Here is a 17,911-nt window from a genome sequence, read left to right as displayed (position 1 = left end):
TGCGTGAAGCGGTGAAGCACTCCGGTCTGGCGGCTGCGCCTCACGAGGGGTGATGCTGCCACCGGCAGGCGTTCGATGTGCCCGCCGCCTTGAGCGCGTTATCACTTCTTTAACGATTTGCTGCTATTGGGTATATGCAGGTAAGACATCACGCTTTCGGTCAGTTCGGTTGCCAGCTTCACGGCTTCTTTGTTGCGCGCCATCACGCCCGCCACCAATCCTTCGATCAGCGCGAGTACGGCGATGTTGGAACTGGTCAGTACCGGGTGGTCGGCGGGGGCAAATAGCACGTGCTGGGCAATATTGGTCAACGGCGAGGCGGGTGAGTCGGTGATCGCCAGCACCGTAGCGCCACGTTCATGGGCAAAGCGTGAGAGCTGCAAGGTGTCGAGGGAATAGCGCGGAAGCGAGATCGCCAACAGGATGTCCTGATCGGTGATGGCGGCCAGGCGGTAAGCGGCGTTTTCGTTGCCGCCCTCCATGCTGATGGCGGTGGCGTCGGCACAGAAGGGCATCAGGGTCGAGGCTGCGAGTCCCGCCATGTAGACGCTGTTGCCGAATCCCAGTATGTAAATTTTGCGGGCCTTGGTCAGGCAGGTGACGAAAGCTTCAAAGGTGTCTGCATGGTTGTTGGTGCCTGCGGTGCCGAGATTGCTGGTAGCGCTCTGGATTTGCTCATGCAGGCCAAACGCGCCACCGGTGCGGTGTGCCAGTTCGTTGCGCAGTTTGTCGACCGGGGACACCATTTGCTGCAAGGTCGCCACCAGCTCGGCCTTCATGCCGGTGTAGCCACCCAGATTCAAGGCCTTGGCCAGGCGGTTGACCGCGGCTGGTGAGGTAGACGTTTCGTGAGCCAGTTCCTCGATGGTCAGCGTGGCTGCCTTGAGTGGGTGACGCAGGATAAAGTCCGCCACCTTGCGCAGTGACGGCTGCAAATCGGAAACGATTTCCGCCAGTTTGCGCATCACCGGTGCGGCATAGACAGTCGTGTTTTTCGATGGGGTCGGCATATCCGGCTCAACATTTTTTGATGGTTAGAAGGGACTGTGCCTGGTGCCCTGGCATAAGGTTGGCTGAAGTGTATCCGAAGCCAACCGCTGGCGTGCAGCGCAGAGCCAACGGTTGGTGAGTGAGGGTACCGGTTATTTCAAACTGCCGGCCAGGAACTGCTGGAGGCGCTCGGACTGTGGCTTGACCAGCACTTCGCGCGGGTTGCCGCGCTCTTCGACCAGGCCTTTGTGGAGGAATACCAGTTGGTTGGATACCTCGCGAGCGAAGCCCATTTCATGGGTCACAACCACCATGGTCCGACCTTCCAGGGCGAGGTCCTGCATGACTTTAAGCACTTCGCCGACCAGTTCAGGGTCGAGTGCTGAAGTCGGCTCATCGAAGAGCATCACTTCAGGTTCCATGGCCAACGCGCGGGCAATCGCCACGCGCTGCTGCTCGCCGCCAGACATGTGCGCCGGGTAGGCGTCCAGACGGTGCGCCACGCCGACTTTGTTCAGGTAGTGCTCGGCCTTTTCCCGAGCCTGTTGCTTGTCCATGCCCAGGACATGCACGGGGGCTTCCATGACGTTTTCAAGGGCGCTCATGTGCGACCAGAGGTTGAAGTGCTGAAACACCATCGCCAACCGCGAACGCATGCGTTGTAACTGCTTGGGCTCGGCGGCCTTGAGCCCGCCGGATTTGTTGGTCACCAGTTTCAACTGTTCGCCGTTAAGCAGAATCTTGCCCGCGTTGGGCTGCTCCAGCAGGTTGATGCAACGCAGGAAGGTACTTTTGCCAGAGCCACTGGAGCCGATGATGCTGATCACGTCACCGGCTTGCGCCTCCAGGGACACGCCCTTGAGCACTTCGTGTGTGCCGTAACTTTTGTGTAGATCCTGAATCTCGAGTTTGTACATGGTTTCCACTCTTTTGAATCAGTCGCTGAGCAAGCGACCCTGGCGAATAGGGGTAACGCCTGCGACCTTGGCCAGCCACAATCCGGGCTGGGCAAAGCGCAGACGTTCGCGGGCATAGAGGATGCCGTCGGTGCTGGCAAGCACCACGCTGTGGCGATCGGTCAGCGGATCAATCACTTCGAACAGCGGGTCGCCGACCTTGACCCAGGCACCCACCGGTTGCAGAAAACTCACCACTCCCGGATGCGGTGCATAGGCGTACTGTGCACCGGCGAACGGCGTGGCTTCACAGCAGGTCGGCGGAGCGTCCGGCCAATCACCACTGATCAGGCCTTGTTCGGCAAGAAAGCCAAGAATGGCGTCTGCGTTGTCGACGCATTGCTCGCGCTCGGTGTCGGCCATGCCGCGCAATTCAATGGTGGTGGCCACACACGCCAGCGGAATATTGGCGGCAGGGAAGCGTTCGGCCAGGCGTAGCCAGGGAATGGCGCAGGCTTCATCGAACGCACTGCCGCCAGCATCCTGCGCCAACAGCGCGGCGCGAGCATTCAGGCGCGCGGCCAACGAGCGCAAGCGCGGCCAGTTTTGCGGCATGGCGTAAAGCAGCATGATCGACTCGAAGTCGCAGTGCAGGTCCAGTACGAAATCGGCATCGCAAGCGTGCTGCATCAGCAGTCGGCGCAGGCCATCGAGTTCCGATGTCGGTGCGCTCATGTTGGTGAGGGCATCGCTCATGGCGCGGCGGATGAGTGCGACGTTGGCGTTGGCATCCTCGCCCAATTGACCTTCCAGGTGTGGTGCCACGGCGTCAGCCAACTCCGGGAAGTCGCGATTGAAGTTCTTCCCGCTGGAGAACTCGAAGCGGCCCTGGTGGGTGGCCTGGAACATCTGCGCGATACCGATCGGATTGGCCATCGGCACCAACTCGATCACGCCCGTCAGGCGGCCTTGCTCTTCCAGCTCGCGCAGGCGGCGTTTGAGTTCAACGGCGACGCGCATGCCCGGCAACTCGTCGGCATGCAGCGATGCCTGGATATAAGCCTTGCGCGGCCCGCTGCCAAAACGAAACAGCGACAGGTGTCGTTCAGTGCCCGAGGCACTCCACGGCAACAGGTATTGAATGTGCTTCATAAAGCTCCTTAGTGCTTGCGCGGTGCCAGATACGCCAGCCAGCGGCGCTCGGCCAGCTTGAACAGACGAACCAGGATGAAGGTCAGGACCAGGTAAATGAGGCCGGCGGTGATGAAGGCCTCGAACGGCAGATAGAACCGCGAACTGACCGTACGTGCGGCCCCGGTGATGTCGACCAGCGTGACGATGGACGCCAGGCTGGTGGTTTGCAGCATCATCAGCACTTCGTTGCTGTACTGCGGCAGCGCCCGGCGCAAGGCCGACGGCAGGAGAATGCGGCGGTACAGGGTGAAGCGCGACATGCCCATGGCCTTGGCTGCTTCGATCTCGCCGCAGGAAGTGGACTTCAAACTGCCGGCCAGGAGTTCCGCGCTGTAGGCACTGGTATTGATCGCAAAGGCCAGGCAGGCACAAAAGGTCGCGCTGGACAGGTAAGGCCAGAGCACGCTTTGGCGTACCGCCTCAAACTGCGCGAGCCCGTAATAGATCAGGAACAATTGCACCAGCATTGGCGTGCCGCGAATCACATAGGTGTAAAGCCAGGCAGGGAAGTTGATCAGCGGTGATCTGGACACCCGCATCAGCGCCAACGGAATTGCCAGCACCAGGCCAAAGGCCAGGGAAATCAGCAGTACTTTCAGGGTCAGCAAGGCGCCATTGAAGTACAGCGGCAGGTTTTCCCAGATCAGGTTGTAGTCGAGGATCATGTTCGCTCCCAATCACAGTTCGGCGGCTTTGGTGCCGACCGAGTAGTGTTTTTCCAGATAACGCAGCACCAGCAACGACAGGCTGGTCAGCATCAGATAAAGAGCCGCCACCGCGAGGAAAAAGGTAAAGGGCTCATGGGTTGCATCCGCTGCGTTCTTGGCTTTGAACATCATGTCCTGCAAACCGATGACCGAGATCAGCGCGGTAGATTTGGTCAGTACCAACCAGTTGTTGGTGAAGCCGGGAATGGCGAAACGAATCATCTGCGGCACCAGAATCCGCCAGAACACCTGCGCGCCACTCATGCCGTAGGCTGCCCCGGCCTCGCCCTGACCTTTAGGGATCGCCATAAAGGCGCCGCGAAAGGTTTCCGAGAGATAGGCGCCGAAAATGAAGCCCATGGTGCAGACGCCGGCAATAAAGGGATTGATGTCGAAGTACCGGGTGTAACCGAGCGCAAGGGCAATGCGGTTCACCAGATCCTGGCCGCCGTAGAAGATCAGCAGAATTAACACCAGGTCCGGGATGCCGCGAATAACGGTTGTGTAGCCTTCGCCCAGCGCCGCCAGCCATTTGATCGATGACAAGCGAAATGCTGCACCGATCAGACCCAGGGCAATGGCCAGGGTCATGGAGGTCAGGGCCAGATTAATAGTCAGCCAGGCGCCATCGAGAATGCTCGATCCGTAGCCGTGAAGCATGATGAAGTTCCTCAAACGAGCGCCGGGAGGCGCGCGGGACAAGCCAAAGGCGGCGCCTGCAACGGGCCGGCGCCGGAGTTACGGGTGGACGCTTATTCGCCGTAGATATCGAACGCGAAGTACTTGGCCATCACTTGCTGGTACTTGCCATTGGCCCGGATAGCGTCAATCGCTGCACTCAGGCGTGCGGCGTTCGCGCTGTCACCTTTGCGCACGGCGATCCCGGCGCCTCTGCCGAAGTATTTCGGGTCGTTGATGTCCGGCCCTACCAAGGCGAAACCTTTCCCGGCAGGCGTTTTGATAAAGCTTTCATCGGTGTTGACGATGTCTGCGAGCGTGGCGTCCAGACGACCCGAAGCCAGGTCAAGGAACGCTTCATTTTGTGCGGAGTAGCGCACGACCTCGACCCCGGCTTTCTCAAGCTGCTCAGTGGCAAAGCGGTCGTAAGTCGAGGAGCGTTGCACGCCGACCTTCTTGCCTTTGAGATCAACCAGAGGGTTGTTGATCACGCTGCCGTCCTTCATCGCGAACTTGCCCGGCGTGTGGTAGTACTTTTTGCTGAAGTCGACTGACTTCATGCGGTCATCGGTAATCGACATCGATGACAGCACGGCATCGATCTTGCGCACTTTCAGCGAGGGGATCATGCCGTCGAATTCCTGAATGACCCATTGGCATTTGACCTTCATCTCCTCGCATAGCGCGTTACCGATGTCGTAATCGAAACCGCTGACGTTGCCTTCCGGGGTCTTGAAAGAGAAGGGTGGGTAGGCGGCTTCGATACCGATACGCAGACTCTCTTCGTCGGCGTGGGCCAGGATGCTGAAGGCGCAAAGTGCCAGAGCACCTAGAAGTCCAGTCTTGTTCATATTGTTGACTCCTTTTGTAGGGTGTTTGGGTGGTTCGATACCCGCAAGTACCCGGCGTGGGCGCTTCTCGGGGAACTGCTGTGGCTGAGGTACTGCCTCAGTCGGCGTCGCGATCTGCCCTGAAAGGTGAGGGTGCTTGCCGTCCGGTCTGGCGAGGTGGATCGGTATTGATGATCTTGTCGAGCCTATAAATGACACGTTTTATTTCATAAATCAAATTTATGAAAATAAAAACATCATTTCTGGTGAGTCTCCAGCCGGGTCGTCATTTCTGCAGATGGGTGCAAACCGGGGGGGCGTGGGCGTACCAGATCCGTCGCAATAACGAATTCACGCTGAGGTTGAAAGGGCGGAAGGGGGAACAAGCGCAGCGTTGCATCGGGTGGGCAACGCTGGAGCGAAGGCGCGCAGCCCCGTTACAGCACCGCTACGCGTATGTTGGCAACGATCTGCAGGATCTCTACGGCGTTGATCCCCTGCACATCGGTGAGGCAACGCGGGCAGCAGGGACGTTGCCTGGAGCGCCCTGTCGAGCCGGCTTAACCGGGTAGTTTGGCCGCAAGGACGTCAACCAGCTCGATTGACGGCGGTTTGGCAAACAGCTCGGGAGCCTTGGCCATAAGCGCCGCTGCGACCTTGCCCGAAAGATGGGCCTGTCGGCCTGCTTCATCCGGGAAGGCGTCAAAGATGCCAAAGGTGGACGGTCCCAAGCGGATTGCGAACCAGGCCGTGGTGGCTGGCTCTTGCTCCACGATTGGAAGGCCACCCAGGAGAAAGCTCTCTACCTCTTTCTCTTTCCCGGGTTTTGCTTGCAGACGAACGAACAACGCTACTTTGACCATGATGTGCCTCCTGTTGCGATGACTGCATCACCCTGCGTCACGCTTTCCAGTAAGCCCGACGCGATACTCTCCGATTCGGCATAGACACCCGCCACGACGGTACTGCCCAGCCGCCCAAGCGCTGCAATGTGGCCGTTGCCGCCGCCTCTGAGGGTGTTGCTTCAGACGCAGCATTGAGTCAGTGGGCTTCCAGGACTCGTGCCGAGTAAACCAGCATAGTTCTTTGAGTAAACTTCATTGGCGCTAAATTTTTGCTGATCGGCAGTTCCTGGCCGGTTGCAGTCAGTCACCACTGGCAGAGAACGACCCGAAACAGCGGCTACTGTCTGGACCCATCTCGGCCGGGTGTCACTGAGTAACTCCAGCAAGCCGAATAGAAGGCATATTGCTGGCCCCCAAGCCTGAAAGTTATCGCCAAAATTACTTTATTTTCAGGTGGTTAGGCGGAATGCAAATGCGGAATGTATTGATCGCGCTCATCTCGTTGGCCCTGGCGAGCGTTACAGTCTCTGCCCAGGCCAAGGAGCTGATGTCGAATGATCGGTTTATGTGCAGTTGGGGAGCGGGTACCGCGCAACGAGCCCAGGAACTCAAGCTGTCGGGGGTTTCACTGTATGCCGCTCGCCAGAAGATACAGGCTTACAAGTTTAGCAAGGGGTGGATGCGAATGATGGCCTTGGGCATTACCGAGCAAACCTACGACAGTAAATCCCGATTCAAGCCCGCTGCCGTCCGGCAGAGCTTCTATGAAGAGTGCGTCAGGTATAAGTTGGCGCGTAAATGACGATGTGGCATGGAGGCCTTGGCGCTGGTGCAGATTGCCGCACACACGAGAAGCGCCAGGAAGTGATCCACCTTTGTAATGGCAGGGCTCCTGATCGGGCGCGGCGACGCTGCCACGGCGAGGAGGAATTTGCCACACGCAAAGGACATGCAATAGCCGAATAAAGTCGACGCTAATGGTCGAAAAACTGGAATGGTCGGTGCTTTACTCGTGTTGCTGTGCGAAGCGCTCGATCAGCCATTTTGCCGCCGGACCGGGCGGTGTATCCGTGCGATAGATGGCATCGAAGCTGTAGACACCGCTTTTGAGGTCCGGCATGTCGAGTTGCACAAGGCGGCCTGCCGCCAGGTCATCCCTGACCATGGACAACGGCATGTTGCCCCAGCCTATCCCCTCCCTGAGCAGCATGTGTTTGGCCCCCAGATCCGCCAGGCGCCAGGTCCTCGTGCCGATGACGGCGAAGTCCTTGCCTTGGGTCAAGGGTGAACGATCCGACAGCACCAACTGGACATGCTCGCGTCCAGCGCCTGGGGCGTTCAGCCGAGTCGTTGCCAGCGGGTGGCTGGGCGCTGCGACCGGCACCAGTTCGACGCTGCCGATGCCGATGCGCTCGATTCCATCGATGATGTTATCGAGTTGGCCACCCACGCCGATGCTGGCCTTGCGATTGAGCACGAGCTGAGTGACGGCGCCCAGGGCTTCCATATGAAGGTGCAGGGATACGGTAGGAAAGGTCTCCTGGAATGATTTGAGCGCATCGACCACGCGCTCGGCAGGCAACAGCACATCGAGCACCAGGTGGATCTCTGCCTCCAGGCCTTGCAGCAGCCCCTTCACCTTGGCCCGCAACCCGTTGACCCCATTAGTGATGGTGCGTGCTTCGGCGAGCACAGTACGTCCCGCATCGGTCAGTTGGGGTTTGCGGGTGGTGTTTCTATCGAACAGAACAATGCCGAGTTGCATCTCCAGATTGGAAATCGAGTAGCTGATGACAGAAGTGGCCCTGCTCAGTTTTCGCGCCGCCGCGGCAAAACTGCCGACCTCGACAACCGTCAGGAATACACGCAGTTGATCGAGAGTGGGGGTACCTGGGTCTGAGATCATTTCGATTTCCTTGAACACTTGCGGGGGCATTTATGTTGATTTCACGTGCAGTAGTGCCGCAAGTACCAGATGAGCAGGGCGTGATTACATTTCGAAAAACTAGAACGTAATCGTCGAAATTAGTCGGCTATTGCGATTGTAGAGTGAGTGGCAGACTTTCCTCAATGCGGCGCTCCATGGTGGATGCGCCCTATTTGATGGAAGAACAACCCATGTCTCAATCTACAGCAACTACCTCCCGCGATACCCATGAACTGTCCGGCTCTGTCGCTACCACCGCCACGGCTGCTCTGGTCGGCCGTGTGTTCCTCAGCGCCATCTTCATCCTCTCGGGCGTCTCCAAACTGAGCGCCCCGGCGATGATGATCGGCTACATCGGTTCGGTTGGTCTGCCGTTCCCGCAACTTGCTCTAGCGTTGGCCATCATCATCGAAATCGGCGGCGGTATTGCTCTGATCGCTGGCTACCGCACCCGTACTGTTGCGCTGGTGCTTGCCCTGTTCAGCGTGTTCACCGCCCTGGCATTCCATAACGGTCTGAGCGACCAGAACCAGTTCATCCACTTCTTCAAGAACATCGCCATGGCGGGCGGCCTGTTGCAGGTCGTCGCGTTCGGCGCCGGTCGCTTCAGCCTCGATGCCCGTCGTCGCTGAGCCAATGGCGCCGCAGTGAATGAACGCTTGCGGCGCCTCCCGGGTTTCATCTTTCGAAATCATCCGAGGATTCACCATGAAAGCCATACGTGTGCATGAATACGGCAGCCCGGATGTGCTGCGCCTGGAAGACGCCGCCGACCCGCTTGCGGGGGAGGGCGAGGTGCTGATCGACGTGGAAGGTGCCGCGGTCAACCCGATCGATTGGAAGATTCTTTCCGGCTCCATGAAAGCCTTCATCCCGTTGCCGTTGCCCTACACGCCGGGCACCGAAGTGGCGGGAACGATTTCCGCGATTGGCAAGGGCGTGAGTGGTTTTGCAGTCGGCGATAAGGTATTTGGTTTTATCGGCATCGTCGGTGGATATGCCACAAAGGCTGCCGTACCAGCAGATCGCCTGGCGCTCAGGCCGCGCAGTCTTTCCGCCCTGCAGGCCAGTGGTGTGGCAGTGGCGGCACTGACGGCCTGGCAAGCATTGCATGAGCAGGCGGGCCTCAAGGCGGGTCAGCGAGTGCTGATTCACGGTGCCGCCGGCGGAGTCGGCAGCATGGCCGTGCAGATAGCCAGGCATGCCGGCGCCACGGTCATTGCCACCGCTTCGAGCGGCAACCATGACTATCTGGAAAAAATCGGCGCGAATCAGATGATCGACTACCGTAGCCAGGCCTTCGAGGATGTGGTGGCGGATGTGGATATCGTGCTTGACCTGATTGGCGGCGAAACCCAGCTACATTCCTGGAAGGTATTGAAGCGGGGCGGGGTCCTGGTGTCGCCGGTCAGTGCGCCGAACGCAGAGTTGGCGAAGGTGCACGGCGTTTCGGCAAAAAACTTCGCCACTCGGCCGGATGGCAGGCAACTCACGGCCATCGCCGAGTTGTTCGATGCCGGCCAACTCTCAATAGAGGTCGAAGTGTTCCCGATCTCGCAGGTGAAGCAGGCCGTAGGAAAAAGTATGGCCGGACATACACGTGGCAAAATCGTACTCAATCTTGGCCAATAAAAATCAGGCAATAAAAGACCGCAAGCATGCAGGCGATCGCTTGATTGCATCGCCTGATTGGATGGTCTGATTTGTTGAAGAGGTGCAAAAGCTTTAGCGGTTGGAATCAGAGCTTATGACTGGCGGAGGAAATGAGCGTCAGCTTTGGGGCGGTCTGCGTCGTGAGTACTGTGAAAGCGCGCCGGCCATGGGCTTGATCCAATGTGTGAATACAATTCCACTCGATCGGCGCCGTGGGGGACGATCGCGCATGCGCGCTACCCCATGGTAGGCAAGTTGCCGAAGTGGTCCGGCTGGCTGCGCGGCTAGAATGAAGGTGTCAGTCCCGATTTTGGAGAACCAAGATGGTCAGCAAGAACACGATTTGTCTCTTGTACGACGGTGACGCGTTGGACGCTGCGAAGTTCTACGCCGAGACGTTCCCGGACAGCGCAGTGGGAGCTGTCCTTCGTGCGCCTGGCGACTATCCGGCGGGCAAGCAGGGCGATGTCTTGACGGTCGAGTTCACGGTGATGGGCATCCCTTGTCTCGGGCTGAACGCGGGGGCGGCGTTCAAGCACAACGAGGCTTTCTCGTTCCAGGTTGCGACCGACGACCAAGCCGAAACGGACCGCTTGTGGGACGCGATTGTCGGAAACGGCGGCCAGGAAAGCGTATGCGGCTGGTGCAAGGACAAGTGGGGACTGTCGTGGCAGATCACGCCACGCGTCCTGACGGCCGCGATAGCCGATCCCGATCGAGCGACGGCCAAGCGCGCGTTCGAAGCCATGATGGGGATGAGAAAGATCGACATCGCTGCGATCGAAGCGGCTCTTGAGCGTTAACCCGCGCGGCTTGGGGCTGGGCGCTGTCGGATGCTGGCCGGTGCTCAAGCCAAGCGCTGGACAAGGCGTCATCCGGGCATCGCACTGTCGATTTCGCAGAGTCTCGTTCGACTATCCGTCAGGGAATGAATCTGATTGGTCGCAGTGATCGTAGGCGTTTCCTGTACGAGAACTTTCACGAGGACGAACCAGGAGAAGAGTATGCGCAAGCTCACCGTTGCCGCTTTCATGAGTCTGGATGGCGTTATTCAAGCGCCCGGCGGGTCTGAAGAAGATCCCGGCGGCGAATTCCGCCTCGGTGGCTGGATAGTGCCCTACGCCGACGAAGCCTTTGGCCAGGCCATACAGGACCTGTTCGCGCAGCCGTTCGAGTTGCTGCTGGGGCGTCGCACCTACGACATATTCGCGGCGTATTGGCCGCACAGACAGGCCGATTCAAAAAACCGCGTCATCGCTAACCTGTTCAACAGCGTGCCTAAACATGTGGCCACGCATCGATCCGATACGCTTGATTGGCAGAACAGTCATGCGTTGGAGGGAAACCTTGCCGACGCGATACGCGCGCTCAAGCACCAGGACGGCGCCCACCTATTGACGCAGGGCAGCGGCGATATGGTGCGCCAACTGCTTGCAGCCGGGTTGGTGGACGAGCTTCGGCTTATGATTTTTCCCATCGTACTTGGGCGCGGCAAGCGCCTGTTTGGCGACAACGCACAAGCGTCGGCCTTCACTTTGGCGCACTCGACCAGCACGCCTGGCGGTGTGCTGATCACCCATTACGTGCGCAGCGGCGACGTGCGCACGGGAGCGTTTGAAGAGTAGGAAAAGCCCGTGACGCCTGACAACTCGTTGAAGGCCGACGTCCCTGACGGGCCACGGCCTTCACGCGAGCAGGCGCATGGTCGAGCAAACACGCCTGCCTCTGCGACCAATCAGATTCATTCCCTAACTGCTCGCATTGAATGAAATCAATGCGGGTTCTCTTGAGGTCGGTTGCAACAGGTAACGACCGGAGCTCTGCGCCCCAGACTGACAGTCACTCCCGCAGCTTGGGGCCGTGAGCAGGCGTTCCCGGGTGTCCGTTTCTGGCCGTTATCTACCTGATGCAAAAGCCGGTTATCCCTGGCAACGCCGCCGGCCCGATGCGCTCGGCTATCGGTCCAGCAGAGGTGCCAGCAGTGCACACATGCTGCGCCAGTGCGAACCCTCCCAGTAAACCCGTTGGCAGGCGTCGCAGCGCAGGAAGTGCGAATAGAGGGCGCCAACGCGTGGCGGCACCTGCGGCCGGGCCAGTTCCGGGCTGATCTCGTGCAGCGGCAGGTTGCAATGCAGGCACAGGCTGAATGGCCGCGCGCTACGCGCCAGGTCGAGGCGCTCGTACAATTCGCGCAGCTGCAGTGACGGTTTCAGGGCATGCACGTAACAGCCGTGGCTGATGATCCGCCGCTTGAGCAGTTCGCGGTCGCGGGTTAGCACGATGCGTCCTTGCTGCGCAGCGATCTCGGCGATCTCGCCATCCTCGAAGCGATTGTCATAGAGGGTGTCGAAGCCGCTCATGCGCAGCAGGCTGGCCAGTCCGCCAAGGTGCGCATCAGCGACGAAGCGCAGCACCCGTAAAGGTTGCGCACGAACCTTGAGCAGCGGGCTGATGTCCAGCGCTTCGAACTTGGGATACACCGCCAGCCGGTCACTGTCGAAGATCACCCGCTCGAAGCCCACCGACTCGCCGTTGAGCAGCACCAGCTCGACCTCGGTGTGCGGTATCCCGAGCGCCTCGATCATGTGCTTGACCGTCGCCCCTCGCGCACACTCGCAGGTGAAGGACTGCCACCGCCGTTCGGCCGGCAGGAAATCGTTGAGCTCCTCGTAGAAGCGGAAGGTTGCACGGGTCATGCTGAACAGTATGGCAGGGCTGCTGGATGAGCGAGTCTAGTCCGGACATCTTCTCCGGCAGGCCCCAAACTACGAACCAAGCGCCCGCTGAGGCCGTGCCACTGTCAGACTATTTGTGCTTTGCGATCTACTCCGCGAACCTGGCGTTCGGCAAGGCATACAAGCCGATGCTCGAGGAGCTTGGGCTCACTTACACGCAATACATCACGATTGTTGCGCTTTGGGAGGAAGACAACCAGACCGTCAGCGGTCTGGGCGAGAAGCTGTTTCTCGAATCCAACACACTCACACCGATGCTGAAGAAACTTGAGGTGATGGGTTATCTGAAGAGGCAGCGCGATCCAGAAGACGAGCGTCAGGTGCGGGTCAGGCTCACGAAAAACGGTCGACAGCTGCGCGAAAAAGCCCTGACTATGAGTCTCTCTGAGGCGACTGGCCTCGCGCCAGACGAGTTCGCTAAAGTGCAAAAGGCGATCGTGGCGCTGCGGAACAATCTTATCAAGTCAGTCCGAAACGGCGAATGAGCGATTAACGGTCGTATTGTCGCTATCCCTTTCCGGTCTTGACACATCGAGGGCTCGGCGGTCTCAGTCGCAGAGCGCGAGCGCAGATGGTGTGTCGTGTGGCTTTGCAGAAAAGGTCGATAGGCGGTGCAATGATTCGTTACGCGATTGCAGCCTTGTTTCCACCGGATCTCACGCGAGCGGCGAACCAGCGCGCATGCGATTCATCATTCGAAAGGAAAGATTATGAAAATCAAAGGTGCTGTCATTTTCGTGACGGGCGCGAACCGCGGGCTTGGCCTCGAGTTCGCGAAGCAGGCGCTCGATAGAGGGGCGCGGAAGGTTTATGCGGGCGCGCGCGATCCAGCCAGCGTGACGCTGCCGGGTGTCGTGCCCGTGAAGCTAGACGTGACCGATCCGGCGGCAGTGGCCGCGGCCGCCGACGCGGCGCGTGACGTCACGCTGCTGATCAACAACGCGGGCATCGCACGGCTCGGCAGCCTGATGGACGACGGCGCGCTCGACGCGTTGCGCGATCACTTCGAAACCAACGTGCTCGGGATGTTGGCGATGTCGCGGGCGTTCGCGGCGAGCCTCGCCGGCAACGGCGGCGGCGCAATCCTGAACGTGCTGTCCGTCGCGAGCTGGGTGAACCGGCCGATCCTGTCGAGCTACGGCGTGTCGAAGTCGGCCGCGTGGGCGCTGACCAACGGCCTGCGCCATTCGCTGCGCGAGCAGCACACACAGGTCGTCGGGCTGCATGCCGGCTTTATCGATACGGATCTGACGCGCGGGCTGGAAGTGCCGAAGGCGACGCCGGCCGACGTTGTGCGCCAAGCGTACGACGCGATCGAGGCGGGCGCGGAGGAAGTGTGCACTGACGAGCTCACGCGGCAGGTGAAGGCCGGACTGTCGGCGGGCGTCTATCTGAATGAGGCGACGCCGCACTGACTGCGCCGGAGCGGTCGCCTGTCGGGTCAGGCCGTGACGTCAATGATGCCCGGGATCTTCACGTCCGGGTTCACGTCAGCTTTGTAGTCGACGTCGGCGATCTCGAAGCCGAACAGACGCGGGGAGTCGGTCCTGTAGCTGGCGAAGTCGGTCGGCTCGTACAGGATCTCGTTCGTGACCTGGTCCATATGTCGGCAAAGACCGACAAGCGCCAGGCGATCCCACGTGGGCGAATGGCCGTTAGACTTCGAGTATGGCCGTTGCCGAGCTGCGATCTGAATGACGGCAACGGGTCGATTGTGTTGAAAAAGTCGACCCGGCCTGGCTACCCATGTATTAAGCGGTGAAAGCGCGTTTTCAGCGCGCTGCTACGTAAAATCTGAGTCCTGAACCTTCTGCGCAAAACTCGGATTTCAATCTCAGACGCGTACTTTTCTGTCGCGGAAACTGAAGCCGACTTTTTCAACAGAATCGGCCAGAAGCCGACAGTCGACGGGCCTACTCAGATCGCAAACAATAGCCGCTGGTTCGACGCCCAAAAGTGCTCAACAGTTTCAATATGCCCCAGGCATTGCTACCCAGGCCCCAAGCGGTCCTACGTTGATTCGATACTCGATTGGTCAAGTTTGCTGCAATAAATTGCGGACTCCATAAGCAAGGTCAGAGCGATATCGGGGGCCAACACTTGTTTCACATCCTGGATAGGGCGATTCGAGGCTTGTGCTGCGATGGCCGACCACCATGCGACAGGCGCGGCTCCAAATTCGCGCTTGGCACCAGGAATTTTTCCTGAAAGACAGGTGAGTGCTAAAGGCCACACTAGTTTCAGCAGATCTCGTGCAGCAAGGTGAGCTTGATGCTGAGCAGGAACTGAAGATCGACCTTCATTTGCTCCGCCAATCGTCGTCACGACGTGTTTAAACATCGCATCGAGATTGGGTAATTGCTGAGGCTGCAGGCCAGCACCTAATGCGCCGCCGGCCGCCAACGACCAAAGGCAGCGATTCCCATCGGCTTCCGTTTTGGGCATGAGCATATTGTTCAGTGCATCGCCAAACCAGTACTGTTCGCCAGACTTCGTGCCTATGCGATGAATGTTGTGCCCGACAACCGGCGGCGTTTCGGCGAACAGCGTGCGCTGCGCAGCGTAGCCCGCAATTGCCCCGATCGCCGCAATATAGGTTTCAGCATGGACGCGGCCATTGACCTGCAATCGCGGCTTGAGGTTCATAAGAAGATGACCCATCGCAAGATTGCACTCCATCTCATATGGGGTATTTTTCCAGGGAAGTACGTTCGGCGTGGATTTCATTTGGTCTTCCTTGATATTGGCTGGATATGATTTCTTAGCGGCCCACAGTTCAAGAAAGTCTATTGCATCCACATGATTGTAGGATAACTGGTCGAGTCGAGCGTCCGATGTGGAGAAAACGGACGGACTATCTACACCGGGTCGGACAGCGACGGTCTAACCTCGACCGTCACAGTGGAAAGTCAGACTTCCGTCTGTTCCGCCATTTCAAGTGTGTCATCTACCTCAATTCCCAGGTGCCTGACGGTGCTTTCAAGCTTTGTATGACCAAGCAGGAGTTGCACAGCTCTCAGGTTCTTCGTCCTCCGATAGATCAGCGATGCCTTGGTTTGCCGTAGAGTATGAGTACCGTACATAGTTGGATCGAGGCCAATGGCGGTCACCCACGCTTTGACTATTCGAGCGTATTGCCTGGTTGAGAGATGATCGGAGAAGTGCAACCGACTCGGAAACAAGAAGTTTTCGCTGCGAAGATGAGCCTGTTGCATCCAAGCTTCCAGGACCGTTCGGGTCTGCTCGGTGATTTCAAATTGCACTGGGTGCTGGGTTTTCTACTGCATCACGATGGCCCGTGACGGAACATGCTCCCCATGGGCTATGTCTCGTACTCGCAGCTTGGTTAAATCACAGGCACGCAGCTTGCTATCGATGGCCAAGTTGAAGAGCGCCAAATCACGTGTCTTCTCCGCGAGCTGGAGTCTGACCCGGATGGCCCAGATATCTCTGACTCGGAGCGGGACTTTCTGCCCGACAAGCTTTCCCTTGTTCCAAGGCTGTTGGTTATATGTAGCAATAGTGTTCATGGCTCGTCCTCCACGTTGAGGGAGGACAAGGGTGGATCAGCCACAACGAGTGGTGGTCGCTATTCGACCCACAGCAGTCATTGGATTGATCGCAAGAAACGGCGTTCAAATAGCTTACAAGCGGTATGAAACCACATCTTGCGCAAATTACATTGCAGGCCCTGGCTGTTTCGCACAACCAGTGCCGCAGATTGCCTGCTGATGACGGCCAAGAGCCGATCTCGGTGCCAAACTCAGGGGCGTGCGCGACGGGCCTCAGTGGCCCTGTCAGCGTTAGCAGTCAGCAGTAAACCCGCCGGGAAAATTATGGTAGCGACGTCTGTTCAACCGGGGCTTACTCGTGTTGAGCCAAAGGGAAATTATATGGACGTCTTAACTGGTTATACCGATCACAGTGCTAGACTCAAAAAACTTGCCATGCAAAATGCGCGATTAAGCTGAATAGTCTTATTTGGAAGCCACTATCAGAGGGGAATAAATATGAGCGCAACGAAAAACAATATTATCTCAGCTATAAGAATTGTTGTCATATTCACCATCTCGACAAGCGGAACGTATGTGGCTCTCATTCCATTGTTTGCTCCAGACTACAAAACACCTTCTATTTTGGCAATTGGAGTCGTAACATCTGCTTTGATAAATGGATATATCGGCTATAAAGTTGCAGCGGACGACATATTGCTTATCAAAATCGGCTTTAGCTTTTGTTATGCAATAGTAACAGCCATTCTTGTGTTTTTATTCTCACTATTTATAGTTCTCAACATTCGTGGATCATGACTTTTCTCGGTGCAATAACGTTAGTTTGGGCGACTGGGGGCTCAAAGTAAAATGGCAATAGGGGGGAGATTGATGCTAGGTGGTGAGATTGGCGAGGAAGCTTTTGCTAGACAAACGAATACTGCTCCTAGACCTGTTGGGCATTTATGATGACGAACATGAAAATGGTTATTTTTGCTTCTAAATTTTTGGCTGGGTTTTCTGGTGTCTTACTGTTTTTCTATCGAAATAGCTTGTTTGTTCGATATGCGGGGGGAAGGCACGAAAAGCTCAGACGCGACGCATCAAATTTTGATCAATGATCACGGGGCCTATTCATATATAACCTCGACGCAATCCGACCATCTTTATATGTTGTCTTTGGGTGTTGCGGCTTTAATATCAGTAATGATCGCCGTCGATCTTTTACAGCGAAAATACTTTAATTAAATTAAGGAGTTAATATTCGTGGATGCGGTGAATATTGGCGCCGATGAACGGCTGCCTATGGGCTAGAGGTAGGATTAATAAGCCAAGCATACTGCGCCAGCAATGCCGCAACCAAACCTATGCCTCCTTGAATGAGCACCCATCGAACAGCTGTTTTACTACTAAGAGACTCGATTGTAATACCAAACATGGTTTTCATGTACCACATCCAGATGCGACTTCGCTTTATACAGTCGAGCACCCGCTCTGGCACAAACGCCATTGCAGCTGATATAAATATGTACCACAACATCATCAGTTGTAAAGTTAATCTAAGCATACACCCTCCTATTGCAGGTCCACTACCTGATGATCACGACTCAGGCCCTATCTTCCGTTTTGTCAGTAAAACCCAGTTGCCTTAATTAATTTCGGCCTCCAGTCAGGTGTACTATTGCTGTCAACAAAAAACAAATGGCTCCACCAACCATCAAGCCATACAGGAAAAAATGCTCACTCGATGTTATGTATACGATGGATCCATGAGTATTTAGAGGGTAAACTTTCTCGCTGCCAGGCCTATATGTTGACTCTCGATGAGTGGCATAATAGTCCCATACGAAAAATGATGAGAACCATAATGTTAGTGCTAGCACTCCTAAAGCTCGCTTAATATATTTAAACATTTCAGCTCCTTATATATTTAATGCATATTAAATTTATCAAGGCAGCGCTTGG

18 protein-coding genes and 2 pseudogenes are annotated in these 17,911 nt (G+C 57.2%); 8 read left to right on the top strand and 12 right to left on the bottom strand.

Annotation, left to right across the window (positions count from 1 at the left end):
* Positions 1 to 101: 101 nt before the first annotated feature.
* The 7 genes from AC07W5_RS18825 to AC07W5_RS18795 all read right to left on the bottom strand — a co-directional run bounded on the left by AC07W5_RS18825 (position 102) and on the right by AC07W5_RS18795 (position 6,158).
* Entirely contained in the window at positions 102 to 1,010 is a 909-nt protein-coding gene (locus AC07W5_RS18825; RefSeq protein WP_495024076.1) for a MurR/RpiR family transcriptional regulator, read from the bottom strand.
* A 132-nt stretch (positions 1,011 to 1,142) separates the two neighbouring features.
* Positions 1,143 to 1,907 (bottom strand): ABC transporter ATP-binding protein, encoded by a 765-nt coding sequence (locus AC07W5_RS18820; RefSeq protein ID WP_494992954.1) that lies wholly within the window; start codon positions 1,905 to 1,907, stop codon positions 1,143 to 1,145.
* An 18-nt stretch (positions 1,908 to 1,925) separates the two neighbouring features.
* Positions 1,926 to 3,038 (bottom strand): succinylglutamate desuccinylase/aspartoacylase family protein, encoded by a 1,113-nt coding sequence (locus AC07W5_RS18815; RefSeq protein WP_495024075.1) that lies wholly within the window; start codon positions 3,036 to 3,038, stop codon positions 1,926 to 1,928.
* Between the two features lie 8 nt (positions 3,039 to 3,046).
* On the bottom strand, positions 3,047 to 3,745 hold the full coding sequence (locus AC07W5_RS18810) for an ABC transporter permease (protein WP_494992952.1): 699 nt from the start codon (positions 3,743 to 3,745) through the stop codon (positions 3,047 to 3,049).
* Positions 3,746 to 3,757: 12 nt separating this feature from the next.
* Entirely contained in the window at positions 3,758 to 4,447 is a 690-nt protein-coding gene (locus tag AC07W5_RS18805) for an ABC transporter permease (RefSeq protein WP_494992951.1), read from the bottom strand.
* A gap of 92 nt (positions 4,448 to 4,539) precedes the next feature.
* Positions 4,540 to 5,316, bottom strand: coding sequence for an ABC transporter substrate-binding protein (locus AC07W5_RS18800; RefSeq protein ID WP_494992950.1), 777 nt, complete (start codon positions 5,314 to 5,316; stop codon positions 4,540 to 4,542).
* A gap of 539 nt (positions 5,317 to 5,855) precedes the next feature.
* A complete protein-coding gene (locus AC07W5_RS18795; RefSeq protein ID WP_495024074.1) occupies positions 5,856 to 6,158 on the bottom strand; it encodes a putative quinol monooxygenase in 303 nt (100 codons plus the stop codon).
* 454 nt (positions 6,159 to 6,612) lie between these two features.
* Between AC07W5_RS18795 and AC07W5_RS18790 the strand changes: the two genes are divergently transcribed.
* Positions 6,613 to 6,942 (top strand): hypothetical protein, encoded by a 330-nt coding sequence (locus AC07W5_RS18790; protein WP_495024185.1) that lies wholly within the window; start codon positions 6,613 to 6,615, stop codon positions 6,940 to 6,942.
* A gap of 204 nt (positions 6,943 to 7,146) precedes the next feature.
* Here the strand turns inward: AC07W5_RS18790 and AC07W5_RS18785 are convergent, their stop codons facing one another.
* Entirely contained in the window at positions 7,147 to 8,046 is a 900-nt protein-coding gene (locus AC07W5_RS18785) for a LysR family transcriptional regulator (RefSeq protein ID WP_495024073.1), read from the bottom strand.
* Between the two features lie 212 nt (positions 8,047 to 8,258).
* Between AC07W5_RS18785 and AC07W5_RS18780 the strand changes: the two genes are divergently transcribed.
* The 4 genes from AC07W5_RS18780 to AC07W5_RS18765 all read left to right on the top strand — a co-directional run bounded on the left by AC07W5_RS18780 (position 8,259) and on the right by AC07W5_RS18765 (position 11,345).
* Positions 8,259 to 8,699, top strand: a complete 441-nt coding sequence (locus AC07W5_RS18780) for a DoxX family protein (RefSeq protein WP_495013557.1) — start codon at positions 8,259 to 8,261, stop codon at positions 8,697 to 8,699.
* 76 nt (positions 8,700 to 8,775) lie between these two features.
* Positions 8,776 to 9,699: an NADP-dependent oxidoreductase gene (locus AC07W5_RS18775; RefSeq protein WP_495024072.1), complete on the top strand. Its 924-nt coding sequence runs from the start codon at positions 8,776 to 8,778 to the stop codon at positions 9,697 to 9,699.
* Positions 9,700 to 10,043: 344 nt separating this feature from the next.
* Positions 10,044 to 10,523 (top strand): VOC family protein, encoded by a 480-nt coding sequence (locus AC07W5_RS18770; protein WP_494992945.1) that lies wholly within the window; start codon positions 10,044 to 10,046, stop codon positions 10,521 to 10,523.
* Positions 10,524 to 10,724: 201 nt separating this feature from the next.
* Positions 10,725 to 11,345: a dihydrofolate reductase family protein gene (locus AC07W5_RS18765; protein WP_495024071.1), complete on the top strand. Its 621-nt coding sequence runs from the start codon at positions 10,725 to 10,727 to the stop codon at positions 11,343 to 11,345.
* 330 nt (positions 11,346 to 11,675) lie between these two features.
* Here AC07W5_RS18765 and AC07W5_RS18760 read toward each other — a convergent pair whose 3' ends face one another.
* Positions 11,676 to 12,416: a Mut7-C RNAse domain-containing protein gene (locus tag AC07W5_RS18760; RefSeq protein WP_495024070.1), complete on the bottom strand. Its 741-nt coding sequence runs from the start codon at positions 12,414 to 12,416 to the stop codon at positions 11,676 to 11,678.
* Positions 12,417 to 12,442: 26 nt separating this feature from the next.
* Between AC07W5_RS18760 and AC07W5_RS18755 the strand changes: the two genes are divergently transcribed.
* On the top strand, positions 12,443 to 12,940 hold the full coding sequence (locus AC07W5_RS18755) for a MarR family winged helix-turn-helix transcriptional regulator (protein WP_495013580.1): 498 nt from the start codon (positions 12,443 to 12,445) through the stop codon (positions 12,938 to 12,940).
* 225 nt (positions 12,941 to 13,165) lie between these two features.
* A complete protein-coding gene (locus tag AC07W5_RS18750) occupies positions 13,166 to 13,870 on the top strand; it encodes an SDR family oxidoreductase (RefSeq protein WP_495024069.1) in 705 nt (234 codons plus the stop codon).
* A 26-nt stretch (positions 13,871 to 13,896) separates the two neighbouring features.
* Here AC07W5_RS18750 and AC07W5_RS18745 read toward each other — a convergent pair.
* From AC07W5_RS18745 to AC07W5_RS18735, 3 genes and pseudogenes are all read right to left on the bottom strand, one after another.
* Positions 13,897 to 14,055: pseudogene (locus AC07W5_RS18745) on the bottom strand (bifunctional NADH-specific enoyl-ACP reductase/trans-2-enoyl-CoA reductase); the annotation flags it as partial.
* Positions 14,056 to 14,465: 410 nt separating this feature from the next.
* Positions 14,466 to 15,182 (bottom strand): hypothetical protein, encoded by a 717-nt coding sequence (locus tag AC07W5_RS18740; protein WP_495024068.1) that lies wholly within the window; start codon positions 15,180 to 15,182, stop codon positions 14,466 to 14,468.
* Positions 15,183 to 15,364: 182 nt separating this feature from the next.
* Positions 15,365 to 15,985: pseudogene (locus AC07W5_RS18735) on the bottom strand (tyrosine-type recombinase/integrase).
* Between the two features lie 480 nt (positions 15,986 to 16,465).
* Here AC07W5_RS18735 and AC07W5_RS18730 point away from each other — a divergent pair.
* The gene (locus tag AC07W5_RS18730; RefSeq protein WP_495024067.1) at positions 16,466 to 16,765 is read left to right on the top strand and encodes a hypothetical protein; all 300 of its coding nucleotides are present in this window, start codon (positions 16,466 to 16,468) and stop codon (positions 16,763 to 16,765) included.
* Positions 16,766 to 17,911 lie beyond the last annotated feature (1,146 nt).

This window comes from Pseudomonas sp. GW821-FHT01E05, from assembly GCF_059422425.1.
This window is presented reverse-complemented; position numbering and strand designations above follow the sequence as displayed.